Source organism: Aquimarina sp. AU58 (assembly GCF_900312745.1).
GTDB classification, from domain to species: domain Bacteria; phylum Bacteroidota; class Bacteroidia; order Flavobacteriales; family Flavobacteriaceae; genus Aquimarina; species Aquimarina spinulae.
The window spans coordinates 320,434-333,229 of sequence record NZ_OMPD01000009.1; the positions used below are offsets into that span (position 1 = coordinate 320,434).

The 12,796-nt window shown below is 31.0% G+C and carries 15 protein-coding genes and 1 pseudogene; 10 read left to right on the forward strand and 6 right to left on the reverse strand.

Translation table 11 applies throughout. From position 1 onward, the window contains the following. Positions 1–75 precede the first annotated feature (75 nt). Positions 76–831: a hypothetical protein gene (locus DK441_RS08050; protein WP_109098258.1), complete on the forward strand. Its 756-nt coding sequence runs from the start codon at positions 76–78 to the stop codon at positions 829–831. Between the two features lie 236 nt (positions 832–1,067). Continuing rightward, positions 1,068–1,823, forward strand: a complete 756-nt coding sequence (locus DK441_RS08055) for an alpha/beta fold hydrolase (RefSeq protein ID WP_160111997.1) — start codon at positions 1,068–1,070, stop codon at positions 1,821–1,823. A 406-nt stretch (positions 1,824–2,229) separates the two neighbouring features. Here DK441_RS08055 and DK441_RS08065 read toward each other — a convergent pair. Next, positions 2,230–2,484: pseudogene (locus tag DK441_RS08065) on the reverse strand (transposase); the annotation flags it as partial. A gap of 601 nt (positions 2,485–3,085) precedes the next feature. Here DK441_RS08065 and DK441_RS08070 point away from each other — a divergent pair. After that, a complete protein-coding gene (locus tag DK441_RS08070; RefSeq protein WP_160111998.1) occupies positions 3,086–3,430 on the forward strand; it encodes a hypothetical protein in 345 nt (114 codons plus the stop codon). Positions 3,431–3,477: 47 nt separating this feature from the next. Here the strand turns inward: DK441_RS08070 and DK441_RS08075 are convergent, their stop codons facing one another. Together DK441_RS08075 and DK441_RS08080 are read right to left on the reverse strand one after the other, a co-directional pair. Continuing rightward, positions 3,478–4,182: a hypothetical protein gene (locus tag DK441_RS08075; RefSeq protein WP_109098262.1), complete on the reverse strand. Its 705-nt coding sequence runs from the start codon at positions 4,180–4,182 to the stop codon at positions 3,478–3,480. A gap of 123 nt (positions 4,183–4,305) precedes the next feature. After that, positions 4,306–5,109, reverse strand: coding sequence for an SOS response-associated peptidase (locus tag DK441_RS08080; RefSeq protein WP_235015730.1), 804 nt, complete (start codon positions 5,107–5,109; stop codon positions 4,306–4,308). 386 nt (positions 5,110–5,495) lie between these two features. Here DK441_RS08080 and DK441_RS08085 point away from each other — a divergent pair, with 386 nt between their 5' ends. The 4 genes from DK441_RS08085 (at position 5,496) to DK441_RS08100 (ending at position 7,461) form a co-directional block, all read left to right on the forward strand. Beyond that, entirely contained in the window at positions 5,496–6,077 is a 582-nt protein-coding gene (locus tag DK441_RS08085) for a fibrobacter succinogenes major paralogous domain-containing protein (protein ID WP_109098264.1), read from the forward strand. Between the two features lie 192 nt (positions 6,078–6,269). Then, complete coding sequence (locus DK441_RS08090; protein WP_109098265.1) at positions 6,270–6,815, forward strand: RNA polymerase sigma factor; 546 nt, start codon at positions 6,270–6,272, stop codon at positions 6,813–6,815. Continuing rightward, positions 6,812–7,228 (forward strand): hypothetical protein, encoded by a 417-nt coding sequence (locus DK441_RS08095; protein WP_109098266.1) that lies wholly within the window; start codon positions 6,812–6,814, stop codon positions 7,226–7,228. The genes DK441_RS08090 and DK441_RS08095 overlap by 4 nt, the downstream gene beginning before the upstream one ends. Before the next feature lie 14 nt (positions 7,229–7,242). Further along, positions 7,243–7,461, forward strand: a complete 219-nt coding sequence (locus DK441_RS08100) for a hypothetical protein (protein ID WP_074407391.1) — start codon at positions 7,243–7,245, stop codon at positions 7,459–7,461. Positions 7,462–7,527: 66 nt separating this feature from the next. Here the strand turns inward: DK441_RS08100 and DK441_RS08105 are convergent, their stop codons facing one another. Then, complete coding sequence (locus tag DK441_RS08105) at positions 7,528–8,394, reverse strand: winged helix-turn-helix domain-containing protein (protein ID WP_109098267.1); 867 nt, start codon at positions 8,392–8,394, stop codon at positions 7,528–7,530. Between the two features lie 169 nt (positions 8,395–8,563). Between DK441_RS08105 and DK441_RS08110 the strand changes: the two genes are divergently transcribed. The 3 genes from DK441_RS08110 to DK441_RS08120 all read left to right on the forward strand — a co-directional run bounded on the left by DK441_RS08110 (position 8,564) and on the right by DK441_RS08120 (position 11,632). Then, positions 8,564–9,169, forward strand: coding sequence for a hypothetical protein (locus DK441_RS08110; RefSeq protein ID WP_109098268.1), 606 nt, complete (start codon positions 8,564–8,566; stop codon positions 9,167–9,169). A 183-nt stretch (positions 9,170–9,352) separates the two neighbouring features. Further along, a complete protein-coding gene (locus DK441_RS08115; RefSeq protein ID WP_109098269.1) occupies positions 9,353–10,420 on the forward strand; it encodes an AraC family transcriptional regulator in 1,068 nt (355 codons plus the stop codon). A 63-nt stretch (positions 10,421–10,483) separates the two neighbouring features. Continuing rightward, positions 10,484–11,632, forward strand: a complete 1,149-nt coding sequence (locus tag DK441_RS08120; protein ID WP_109098270.1) for an NAD-dependent epimerase/dehydratase family protein — start codon at positions 10,484–10,486, stop codon at positions 11,630–11,632. Between the two features lie 116 nt (positions 11,633–11,748). On the opposite strand, the gene DK441_RS08125 is transcribed toward DK441_RS08120, so the two are convergent. Next, a complete protein-coding gene (locus DK441_RS08125; protein WP_109098271.1) occupies positions 11,749–12,198 on the reverse strand; it encodes a tetratricopeptide repeat protein in 450 nt (149 codons plus the stop codon). 1 nt (position 12,199) lies between these two features. Next, positions 12,200–12,796: a superoxide dismutase gene (locus DK441_RS08130; protein ID WP_109098272.1), complete on the reverse strand. Its 597-nt coding sequence runs from the start codon at positions 12,794–12,796 to the stop codon at positions 12,200–12,202.

Consider the following 12,796-nt stretch of genomic DNA (forward strand, 5'->3'; position numbering starts at 1 on the left):
GTCGACTTATCTTATTGAACTGTAACGTTTTGATATAGTTGTACTCTTATATTTAACCCGTTAAATATAAATATCATGCAAGCATCAATCAAAAAAAACAAATCACTATTTTATTCAAACCTCTTTTTTTTACTATTTCTATTTTTCTTCTCTAATACTATTTTTGCACAGAAAGAACTGCTTTGGTTTGGAACCTACACAGACGAGAACGGAAAAGTACATCAAGGCAGGTATAACATCATCAAGGACGGTAGGGCTTTAACTAGCATCATTCTCGCTCCATATGGAAAATCTCCAATGCAATTCACTGTTATCAAAAACGACACAGTTCAAAGATTTGTAGAGATTTCTTGGCCCGATATGCCTAAACGAATAGCAACTCTTATTCAATATACAGATGGTTATTATGCGGGAAACTTTGAAGACGAGACAAAAATACTCCCTATGGTCATTAAGGAATTTAACTTTCAAGATGCACAATTACAAGGAAATTGGTTTAAGCCAAGTGAAATTGAAGTAAAAATTATAGAAAACACGATTAAACTACTGGATTCTAAGAAAAGTTGGAATAAAAATGATAATAGAGTATGTGAATCAAATAACACCTATAGCTTATTTTGTGCGCTCTATGAATCATCTATTGTTATTGATGGAGAATATCGTCATTTAAGGCCTGCAGTAAAATTTGTTAGGGATGCTATACAAGAAAAATATCCTAAAAAATATGATCATGTTCTAGTTGATTTTAATAATGCAGCAGAAATATCTCTAAAAGAATTACATGAAATTTTAAAGTTAGCGAAAGAAAATCTAATTAATGCTATAAAATAGCTATTGTACAACATCAAGTATGTGACCATAGCGATAATATGATTAATCAAAGGTTCTTGTATATTTGCGATAGCGCAAAGATTTTTATGATGAGAAATCATGTAATCAGTACAGCACTATCGATGGCAAGGTAATTTTACTCTGCTACAGGACATTCTTATAACGTTTGCTGCAATAACTAAAAACCAACAACTAATTTAATGATAAGAACTACTATACTTTTAACCTTAATATTAATGTCAACTAATATACGCTCTCAATCACCAAGGAAAGCCGAATCGGTTTCGGTAAATGGAAAAAACATATATTACGAAATTTATGGAGAAGGAAAACCTTTGTTTCTTTTACATGGTTACACACAGTCTTCTAATTCGTGGAAACCATATGTCAAAGACTATGAAAAAGAGTATGAAGTGTACTTAGTTGATTTAGCTGGCCACGGAAAATCGGAGCCCTTTAAGCAAGATCTTAACATAAGATCTGTGGCTGAAGATCTTAATTCTCTAATCAAATATTTAAAATTAGAAAAAATCAAAGCGATAGGATTCAGTTTTGGCGGGGATGTACTTTATCAACTAGCTTTGATCAATCCAACTTTGATAGAATGCATGATAACAATCGGCGCAGTAGGGACTTGGACAATTCTTGACTTTCCCGAATATTTAGAAGCATTTACTTTTGAAAATCGAACCAATTTTCCTTGGCTCAAGACATCTCATGATGGAGATGAACACATCAAAGCAATAATGGATCAGTTTAAAAATTATATTGTCAAACTAAGTGACAAAGAATTACAAAACATAAAACCAGAAGTATTAATCATGATCGGAGATGATGATGAAGGGATGAGTCTAAATGAAGTAGTACGTGTGAAGGAAAATCTACCTAATTCTGATCTTTGGATATTACCTAATGTTTCTCATGGGGCTCACGAAGGTGAAACCAGAGAGGAGTTTATCATAAAATCAAAAACGTTCCTAAGTAAAAGATAATACTACTACTCATCATATCTCTTCAAAACATTGAAGTTTGTTATATTTAGCGTTGTTACTACAACACGAAAAAGTACTATAAAATTGAATGAACAACCGATCAAAGTAAAAAAAAGAATTGATGTATTAGATGTTTTCCGAGGATTTGCAATTCTCGGAATTTTTGTGGTCAATATTGTGATAATGAATTCTACTTTTCTTAATCAGGATGAATTTGCAAAGCAATGGACTTCTAATACTGACCAAATTTCGAATAAAATTCTGCAACTATTTTTTTACACAAAGTTCTTTCCTATCTTCTCTTTGCTTTTTGGCTTAGGAATTTCAATGCAAGCTTTAAAAATGCTTGATAAAGGCAAACTCTCATTTTCATTTTTTGCAAGGAGAATGTTCATATTGAAGTGGTTTAAACTTTTTTGTTATGTTTCTTTTTTATTTTTTTGAGTGCTATAGCCATGAATGCTAAATAATTAAATCCCTTCCAGCTTTCTGTTGTCGTATCAAATCTGTTGAGTATTGATCTATAGCTATCCATCCAAGCATTCGATCTTTCTACGGCATATCTTTGTTCATAGAGTTCTTTGTCAAAATATTCGTTTCTATCTGTATTTTCATTTCGCTTCTTGAAACAGATATTAGCATTGATCTCTTTTTTTGAACATGATTTGTGTTTTTCGAAAACCTTTTTTAAATACACTAATAATCAGTTTGCCGAAAAAATCATTCTTAGAAAATGTATAGTGTTTACCAAAACTATACTCCAAAAACTTCTTCACGTGGAGCGATACCGGAATTTCCTTTATGATATACTTACTTATTTTTACCCTTTGTTTTCATAAGTAAAATAATAAAATCAAATACGATTGTAGTTATTATCTATCATGATTTTAATCATAATAACAAAAAACTATTTTACATATTCATTTTATAACGCTTAAGGTTTAACTGAGTAAAAAGCGTTAACATTTTTTTACAACAGAAAAAAAAGAAAAAAACTATAAAAATATATGTCTCTATTTTTACGATTCAACGTTCAACAGTCCAACACTTTTGTTTAAAATTCTGAAAACCAAATTATTATTGATAAAAGTAAAAATCTGAAATATTGGAACTTGTTGAACTGTTGAACCGGATTCGCTCATCTCATTAATTGTTTTTATAGTTTTTTAAATTGGGGCGCGAGGAAAACAAAAAATAACGCTAGAAGATCAGTAAGATTAAAATATCATGATCATATTTTTTACGGTAAAACCGTAATATTAGTGGAATATTTCCTAATTTTGGGAAATATCTCCAATATAATGTTGAGTAAATCTCAAAAGGCTATAGGTGTCAATCCAGAGTTTATCGATAAAAAGATAAACCATGCGTATTGTGGTTTATCGTACATTACAGTAAAGGATTCTGGAAAGAAATATGCATCTCTAAAAAATAAAGTGTACCTCTATTTTGATGGTGTTAAGAAATACTCTGGTAAAAGGAGTGAACGAGCTTGCAAAAAAATATTTACTGAGCTAATTGGTATTCATAAGAATTTCGAATGTGATAATGTACTATATTATTTTAATGATAATACTGGGTTTTGGATGTGGCAAGGAATAAGTTAAAATAAACCCTTATGATACTCATAAGGGTTTGTTGATTCTTATTTAAATTAGAAGCCACCGATCCCGATCCCTCCACCACTACCGCAAACTGGGGGGCTAAAATTCGTGCTTACTGTTCTTGTACAGGAATCCGATCCAGATGAAGCCGTTACTGAAGCCGTAACTTTTTTAACCCTATCTGTACAATATACTGGAATTAATATTTGAGGATAGCCATTAGGGTTTTGATAACCAATGAAATTAGAAACATTATTGGATTGATAAGTTACTGAAAAAGAGCTGCTTGTAATACTCCATCCTGAATCTAATGTCGGTATTGTAAAAAAGGCTACTTCATTTTGTTGATTACCATTAAGCTCTCCTACATTGCTAAGATTTAAACCACATATATCTGCATTAATATAAAAAAACACACTACATGTATTATTTACAACATCACCTGCATTAAAATATCCTCCTGTAAAATTCGAATTAAATTTTAAAGTCAGAGAGAATGAATTTGGGTTTCTATTTTCTTGTAAAACTGTAGTATTAGAAGGAGCACTCCATGAAATATTATGGCCATTTACATCAAATAGTGTATAAGTATGTATTGTACCAGGTATCACTAAATTAGGACCTTGATATTGACATGTTGGATTGTTCTTTTCATAAATTAATGTTGGATCAATTTCTTCTTCAAGATTATCGATTTCATTTCCACAGGAATAAAATAGAGTAACTACTACAAATAAACAAATTATGTTTTTCATTTTTAAAGGTTTTAAGTTAATCACAAATTTACGTCTTAATAGTTGATGTCTTAACTCGAAAAAATGATACTTAATACTTTAAAAATTAACACTAATTTATGATATACAAAGATGAAATATAAACTAGAAGACTAGATTTTCGTATTCTACTGGTTTGGTAATGTCTTCAACATTACCCATGTATGCTTTACCCCTTAATCTATCTATTGTATAGCAATCTAACAAATCATCTGGATAAGGCTGTATAAGTTCTTGAATTTCCTTTTGATCTAGCTCATCAGTGATCGGATTAAGCCAATTATCTGCCAACTCATCAAGAAGTATTACAGGCATTCTTGGTTCCTTCAATTTTGGATTATTATGAATCTTGGCCAATAATGCATTTCCCTTTGTAGTAACAATGGAAAATGAATTTAATACTTCCCCAGTACTTTTATCAATCCATTCATTCCAAAGTCCTGCAAATATTATTGGTTCTCCGTCTTTCCTATGAATATGAAAAGGATAGGTTTTACTTTTGAAGTGATGATGCTCATAAAATCCATCTACATAAACTAAGCATCTATTATTTTTTGCCGAGCTTCTAAAGGAAGGCTTTTCAAATATTGTTTCTCCTCTGGCATTTAGTGTGCTTCTCATCATAGAACTGGCCTGATTTAAATCTTTAACCCAACTAGGAATCAAACCCCATTTAGATACCGTAGGAATATTAGGATTACAATCAGTGTAAATTAATAGTTTCCTATGTGAGTGACCCTGCGTATGAAACAAAGGTAAATTCGTTTGAGGGACTATTTTTTCTTCAATCTCCTTTATTTGTTCATCATTCCCATAATGCTTTACTCTTCTTAACTGAGATTTTAAACTAGCATGTACATCGTAACACATAATTTTAGTTATTATCAACTGAAGGTAGCATCCCTCCATTTAAGTTAATCTTATGTCTAAATTGTTGCGCATACTTAATACGCCCTTTTATTGTAAACAATGATAAGTCTGTTACAACTGCATCATTATTTCTTTTTGGGGTTTTGCATATCGTGTTTTTATGGTCGGGAGATGTTTAACGTATAAAGAATTATTACCCATAAAAAGAAATACTACATCCAACAAAGGATAAAACATTGTAGTTAAGAGATTAGCCGAAGCTTCTTGTATATTTGTTCTAGAACGAGATTTTAGAAAGGAAAAGATATAATGCTTGTACTCACACCAGGCTTAGTATCAATACAACGTTGTAGATAGAATCTGATAACATTTGATTTTATTACAATTCGTCTTATAATGTTGTATTTCATTAGAAAAACTTAGATATGAATAAAATATTTTATAGAATACTCCTTTTTTGTATGATTATTAGTTGTAAAAGTGAAACAACGAAATTGACTGATATTGATGGGAATCAATATTCGATAGCTAAGTACGGAGAAACTTTTTGGATGACTGAAAATCTTAAAGCTAGACGAGATATAAATGGAAACAATGTAAACTATTTTTTTCCTGATAATGATTCAGGTAATGTTCAATTGTATGGGTTGTTATATGATTTTGAAACTGCATGCAAGGTATGCCCTCAAGGGTGGAGATTACCGAATAATAAGGATTGGGAACAACTATTTAATTTTTCAAAAGATAATGTAGCTGGCAATTATAAAGATAAACAGTTTTGGAAAGGTGAAATAAATTCAAACAATAGTGGATTTTCTATAAGGCCTTCGGGAATAGGGAATAATGAGGAACATCCAAATAATTTTGGAGAAAACACATTGTTTTGGTCAGATTCTAAAGAAGAAGAGCATTTTATTTGGACGTATATTTTGGAAAAAGGTAATAATAAAATCAGAAAAGCTTCGCAACATCCAACGTATGCTTTTTCTATACGATGTATTAAATAAATTAAGTGTTTAAAACACGGATTCTTATCTTTTAGTCTAAACTCTTTTTTCTACTGCACGGCTTATATAGTCGCTAGTAAAAAGAAAACAATCCATTATAAATTTTATTTTTTTTCAAAAAATATATTGAAAAATGCAATAGATTAAAAAAGTATCGTCTTTTTAATCGAAGGCCCTTCATAAAAGGTTTTAATGAATTTGGAATCAGAAAATAATAAAAAGCTTACCGACTTTTTTGGAAGAGAATATGAATCTCTCAAGAGGTATGTGAAAACTAAAATAAGTGACACAGCCAATCGTGATGCAGAAGATATCATCCAGGATGTCGCTCTAAAATTATTTTCTGGAGCAGATCGATATGCTCCAATAAATAATGTAGCTGGTTTTGTTTACAGATCTGTAAAAAACAAAATCATTGATGTGATGCGAACTACAAAAAAAACGAATTCGGTAGACGCTGATGAAGATTTAGTAGAGCTGGCAGAGGTACTACACCAATCAAACGATAATTACACTTCTTATCAGATGATTGTAGTGCTAAAAAAATGCATCGAACAGCTAAAACCAGCATATAAAGATATCATTATAGCTGTAGACTTTGAAGGGTATACATATAGAGAGATTTCAACTAAAACAGGGATTTCTATAGGAACATTAATGTCTAGAAGGCATAGAGCAATTGCAGTATTATATAAAAAAATAGAAGTAGAGATTAATAAAAATAAAAATATATTATGACAAATTTTTTCACTCATAAATTTAGAAAAAAGTCACCAGTAGAGATTGTAGGAATAATCATTTTTGGTGCCATAGCAATAACAGGATTAGCCATTTTATTTGGCTTTGTCATTATGTGGTTATGGAATTGGCTTATGCCCGAGATTTTTGGGCTAACAACGCTTACCTATTGGCAAGCTGTGGGAGTATTTATATTATTCAAAATACTTCTTGGCGGTTGTGGTAGCGGTAGTAGTAAAAAATCATCAAAAGATTCAAACGATCATTGTAAAAAAGATTCGAAGACTGATTTCTCAAAATGGAAATACTATGATAAATTTTGGAAAGAAGAAGGTGATGAATATTACAAACAATATATCGAACGACAATCAAACCAAGTGCAAGAAGACACTTCAAAACCAGATTCAGAATAACAATATATTTTAATATGGAATTACTAATATTTCGAACAGATATTAAATCAAAGAAAAAAGTTAGATCATTAAAACCAATGCTTAACAATCATTCAGATATCATTAAATGGTCAATTGATTTAGAAGATATAGACAATGTACTTAGAATTGAAGCTACCACAAATTTATCAGAGGGAGATGTTATTGACCTGGTAGAAATACAAGGCTTTTATATCAAAACATTGTCGGATTAAAACTCCTAAGGAAAAGCCTGCTATAACCACCCAAAATTGAATTTTAAAAAGTGAAAATGATACTGCTTAAAGTTCTATTTCTAACTTATAGCCTATACCATGAATATTTGTTAGTTTAATCGCCTGGTCGTCTTTTAATTTCTTACGGAGTTTAGAAATGTACGTATCCAGGCTTCTCCCTACGATTACACCATTGTCTTCCCATACTTTTTTAATTAATTCATCTCGTTTGACAATTTGATTGGGATGCGCAACAAAAATCTCTAGTAGTTCGCATTCTTTTTTTGAAAGACTAATTTCGACAGTTTGTTTAGTTAATTTGTGTTGCTTAGGATAAAACTGAAAACTACCTATAGGTATATAATTTATGCCATTTTCTTTAGTATCCCGAAGTTGTTTTCGCTTATATAGAACTAATAAAAGGAGCACAAATACAATAAAAAGTATACCATAGATTAATGTTTGATTGCTAAAGCTACGTGATGCTGTTTCGGTAAATCGAACTTCAATAGTATAACAGTTTTTGGGTAAAAACCTTCCACCACAAGGGACAATATCTCTTGCAACGTCATTTCTTATTAGGTAACTATACGGAACTTCTTTATTTATACATCGCAAGACTTCAACACGATATTCTTCTGGTAATCCGGCTTTTCGAAAACTTTTTTTTACAATAGAAACCAAATCACCAGGATCGAATGAAAGTGTATTTTTAAAAGAAAGTTGATACTTTGATTTTTCTAGTTTAACTACTGGTAAAACCAAAGAAGTACTATCTTGATTAGCTAATAGTAATTGGTTACCAACATCGCGTAACGCAATTTTTACTAGTTCTGAAAACTCCTCTGTTTGCTCTTTTATATCAGAGAAACCCAAAATGAGAAAAATAATTCCTGCCAAAGCTCCTAATGCATATATCTTTTTGTTCTCCATGTGTTACAAATAACATACAATCTTACGAGATTTTACAGTGGTTGACACTTCTTTGACACTTTTTTGACACTTTTAACCGCAGTTCGATTTAGTTTTACTAAAAATAAAAAATAATACAAGAAGAATCATAAGAAAGTATATCTCTACTAATCATTAAAACAATCAAAAAATGAACAAATCTATCATCATACTCATAGTACTATTAAGTATTGGTTGTACTAAAAATAATCAAAACGACAAGGTAGTAACAGAAACTGCTCAAACAGATACAGCCAAAACGGCAACGATTAATAAAATGGATACCCCTTATGCGTTAGTGTTAAAAATCGATACTACAGATAAGGGTGAGCCGCATTTTATTGTTTCGATAGATTTATATGATAAATCCTATTTTGTATCTCCGCATTCCAATGGTAATTTCTTGGGACGTTTTAACCTTTCATTAGATGAAACTAAGCACCTTACCATGAAAGATTCGATTATAGAATTTCCGAAGTCGTTAGAAAGTTATGATCCTTTTAGTGGTAGACAGGTAAACTTTGTAAAACGTAATACCACCTACACCCAGAAACTTACCATTGACTCGCAAAAAGATTTTGAAGTAACTGGTTTGATCAAATTTGTGATTGAACCACGTTGTACCATGGAAAAGGTAAAATTCGTTATTTCACAACGTTCTGGAGTCTTATCTGTAGAAAAACGACAAGTATCTGCTCACTTTGGGATCTTTGCGGATATGTTATGTGATGTGTCTAACGCAGCAAAGAAAAGATGAAGTTTGTGAGGACATATAAAAACAAAGATTTTAAAAACTTATTATGATTCTGAAATAGACATAAAAGAATGTTGTACTAAGATATTAGGGTTAAAGATTTTTTGAAATTAAAGAAGAAATCATATTATCTTCCCACTAATTTTTAATACTATCCGGCAACTTAAGTCAAAATCTATAATAAAAATGTCTAATGTATTAGTCGTAATTTTAGGAATTGGATCTATTCAGAGTATTTTATTTGCGATACTTATTGTATTGAAAAAGAAAAGAAAACTATCAGATCTGATTTTGATGACTTGGTTTTTAGTATTCTCTGTCCATTTATTATTAGGGATAGGTAAGAGTTCATACTTAACTGATGTAACCGGGATATTAATAGCTACAATTAGCTTTTTGCATGGCCCTTTTTTTCTGTTTTATACCAAATCCTTATTTAATCAATATATTGCCAAAACCAATCTTTTACATTTTTTACCATTTGTAATTTTTACATTTTTTAGTTTTTTTATCAGGCAGGAATTAGAATTATTATGGGAAATAATAATTCTAATTGCAAAATTGATTTCTCTAACTTTTTATCCATTATACATACTATATTTCTATTACAAAACAGATAAGTTTTTTAAGACCCATAAGGCCGATAGTAGTATGCTAGAGCTCTCCTGGGTTAGAATTATTGCAATTTTATTTCTTATAAGTACAGGAATTAGTCTTGTAAGATTAGCAATAGAACTTTTGGTGGGAGTAGCATATTTTCAAGTTTGGGATGTTTTACGGTATGTTATTCTCGTAACTGTGATCGGGTTTTATGGGTTGAAATATGGAATGGTATACCGCCCTGAAGTACCTTTTGATGCTGTAACTGATAAAAAGAAATATAAGCATAGCCCGCTTAAAAACGATGAGATAATTATGTTTATAGATTCTATTAATCGGTTTTTTGGAGAAAATAAAACATATTTACATCCCGATTTTTCATTAGCTATTTTGTCAGAATCTGTAAATATTCCTAAACATCATCTTTCGCAGATCATAAATTCTGAAATGAATACTACTTTTTATGATTTGGTCAATACCAAAAGAGTAGCGTATGCTATAGACAGAATAAAAGAGGGGGATAAATTAAAGTTAACTTTAGAAGGTATAGGCTATGAGTGCGGATTTAACTCTAAATCGGCTTTCTTTCATCATTTCAAAAAACATACGGGTAAAACCCCAGGACAATTCAAAAAAGAAATAAGTACTGATTAATTAAGGAGTTCCGTTATTCTTTTACTTGCCCCCATATTTGTATTCTAACATAAGATGAATTACATGAATAAAAGAGATTTTATTAAAACTTTGGGGGTTGCTTCGGCCATTACTTTTTTAAACCCAATAACTGCTTCTGGATTTAAAATGTTTAGTGATACCAATAAAAAAGTACTTATTCTGGGAGGTAGAGGGTTTTTGGGGCCTACTATTGTCGAAACATTTTTAGCCTCAGGTTATGAAGTAACATTATTGAACAGAGGAAAAACCAATCCCGAACTTTTTAAATATTTACCTGCTATCATTTGTGACCGGGAGAAAGAAAATAAAGAAGGGCTTAAAAATATTGATAAAAAACATAAAGAAACCTATTGGGATATTGTTGTAGATACATGGCAGAAATCTCCAAAAGCTGTTTCAGATTTCCTTGAAGAGTTTAAAGGGCAATTTGGCCATTATCATTATATATCTACAATTTCGGTTTATGACAAATGGGATAAAAAGTTTATTGAAGAATCAGAACCCTTAAATCCTCTGCCAAAATTCCCAAAAACGATAAGCGAAGATTTTAGATATGCTATAAGAAAAACATTCGCAGAAGAAGCGATTAGAGAACGAATAGATAACTTTACGATATATAGATCTCATGGAATGAAAAGTTTTAGAGTTACTCGTCCAGGTGATCCAAATGCAGAGCCTTTTTGGCCGATTAGATTTTATAGGGGAGGAGAAATACTATTGCCAAATGTTCATAATCATCACATGCAGGTTACAGATGTAAAAAGTTTGGCAAACTTTATTGTTCATTGTTCAGAATCAAAAATATATGGCGAATACAATGTTGCTTCTAATCCAACTCCTTTTAAAGATTATGTATCTAGTCTTATTCATGCTACAGATATGCCCAAAAAACTGCATTGGATTGATGGAGATTTTCTTATAAAAAATGAGATTCTTCCCTATAAAATAATGCCTTTATGGAGGTCAAGACCAGTAGGGGCGTATTATTTTAATGTTCAAAAAGCTATTAGCGCTGGGTTAATTAACCGTCCTATGGTCGAAACGATATCTGATCAATTAGAAGGATACAAAAGCAGATACCCCAAAAATGATATTGCCTTTGGCGAAGTAATACAGGGAAAACAAATAAAATACTATAGTGCAGGAAAAGAAAAGGAAGTCATAAAAAAATGGGTGTCCAGACCAAAATAAACTTTCTGAAAACATAAATAATTCATTTACAAAAAGTGTATATCTTAACTATACAGACCTCACAGGTTTTTAAAACCTGTGAGGTCTGTACTAAAAATAGCCCGCTTTAGTAATAATCAATAGCTTTCTATTAATTGTTCTTTTAGTACAGTAAATAATGTTTCCTGTTGTTTTCTATCTCCTCCGTTTTCCTTCACAAAATTTACATAAGCAATGGTAGCTCTTTTTAGTTCTGCTTTAATTTCATCTATGTTTAAGTCGATATTACTGGATAAATGTAAAAGGTAGTAAACAACTCTTTTAAGTGTGTTTTCAGTCTCTTCGTACTGTTTCAATTCCTTATAAGTATTAGCAATGTTATTACAAGAAATGATATATATCTGTATAAATGGAATGTTATCCCGAATACAATCCGACTGATTTATGTTTAATATTTCGGCTCGGTATAGAGCATCTTTATATCCTAATAATGCTTGGTCGAATTTACCTTTATTAAACAATGTGTTAGAAGTTGTTATTTTGGCTTTCCAATAATTTTCAATTTGATTAGTGCATAATTCGCTCATCTTATTTTAGATTTTGGTTAGCAAAATTCCAGTTTACAACCTCCCAAAAACTCTCTACAAATCTTGGACGTGCATTACGATAATCTATATAGTATGCATGCTCCCAGACATCGAGTGTAAGGATCGGAGTTTTATTTTCAATTATAGGTGTTTGAGCATCTTTCAAGGATAAGATTTCTAATTTTCCTTCCTGGTTTTGTACAAGCCAAGTCCAGCCTGCGCCAAATAATTTAATGGCGCTGGTAGAGAATTGTTTTTTAAATTTTTCGAATGTTTCAAAATCTCTTTCGATAAGTTTTTTGATCTTCCCGTGTGGTTTTTTTCCTTCATCTGGAGATAAACAATGCCAGAAAAAACTATGATTCCAATGTTGAGCAGCATTATTGAAAAGCAAAGTGTCATTATGTTGAAACCCGTATTGAATTATTTCTTGTACCGTGACGTCTACTAATGGAGTATCTTTTATCAATGTATTTAAATTGTTTACATAAGCTGCATGATGTTTTCCATAATGGTAATCAAAAGTTTCTTCGGTGAGTATGGGTTCAAGTGATTTTTTATCATATGGTAGGTCTGGTAATTGTTGTGTGATCTTCAT

What these genes read in the sequence shown, in the direction of transcription:
- DK441_RS08050 (WP_109098258.1), top strand. Translation starts at nt 76, where the DNA reads ATGCAAGCATCAATCAAAAAAAACAAATCACTATTTTATTCAAACCTC.
- DK441_RS08110 (WP_109098268.1), top strand. Translation starts at nt 8,564, where the DNA reads ATGAACAAATCTATCATCATACTCATAGTACTATTAAGTATTGGTTGT.
- DK441_RS08125 (WP_109098271.1), bottom strand. Translation starts at nt 12,198, where the DNA reads ATGAGCGAATTATGCACTAATCAAATTGAAAATTATTGGAAAGCCAAA.
- DK441_RS08085 (WP_109098264.1), top strand. Translation starts at nt 5,496, where the DNA reads ATGAATAAAATATTTTATAGAATACTCCTTTTTTGTATGATTATTAGT.
- DK441_RS08115 (WP_109098269.1), top strand. Translation starts at nt 9,353, where the DNA reads ATGTCTAATGTATTAGTCGTAATTTTAGGAATTGGATCTATTCAGAGT.
- DK441_RS08130 (WP_109098272.1), bottom strand. Translation starts at nt 12,796, where the DNA reads ATGAAGATCACACAACAATTACCAGACCTACCATATGATAAAAAATCA.
- DK441_RS08120 (WP_109098270.1), top strand. Translation starts at nt 10,484, where the DNA reads ATGAATAAAAGAGATTTTATTAAAACTTTGGGGGTTGCTTCGGCCATT.
- DK441_RS08095 (WP_109098266.1), top strand. Translation starts at nt 6,812, where the DNA reads ATGACAAATTTTTTCACTCATAAATTTAGAAAAAAGTCACCAGTAGAG.
- DK441_RS08090 (WP_109098265.1), top strand. Translation starts at nt 6,270, where the DNA reads ATGAATTTGGAATCAGAAAATAATAAAAAGCTTACCGACTTTTTTGGA.
- DK441_RS08075 (WP_109098262.1), bottom strand. Translation starts at nt 4,182, where the DNA reads ATGAAAAACATAATTTGTTTATTTGTAGTAGTTACTCTATTTTATTCC.
- DK441_RS08105 (WP_109098267.1), bottom strand. Translation starts at nt 8,394, where the DNA reads ATGGAGAACAAAAAGATATATGCATTAGGAGCTTTGGCAGGAATTATT.
- DK441_RS08080 (WP_235015730.1), bottom strand. Translation starts at nt 5,109, where the DNA reads ATGGAGGGATGCTACCTTCAGTTGATAATAACTAAAATTATGTGTTAC.
- DK441_RS08055 (WP_160111997.1), top strand. Translation starts at nt 1,068, where the DNA reads ATGTCAACTAATATACGCTCTCAATCACCAAGGAAAGCCGAATCGGTT.
- DK441_RS08100 (WP_074407391.1), top strand. Translation starts at nt 7,243, where the DNA reads ATGGAATTACTAATATTTCGAACAGATATTAAATCAAAGAAAAAAGTT.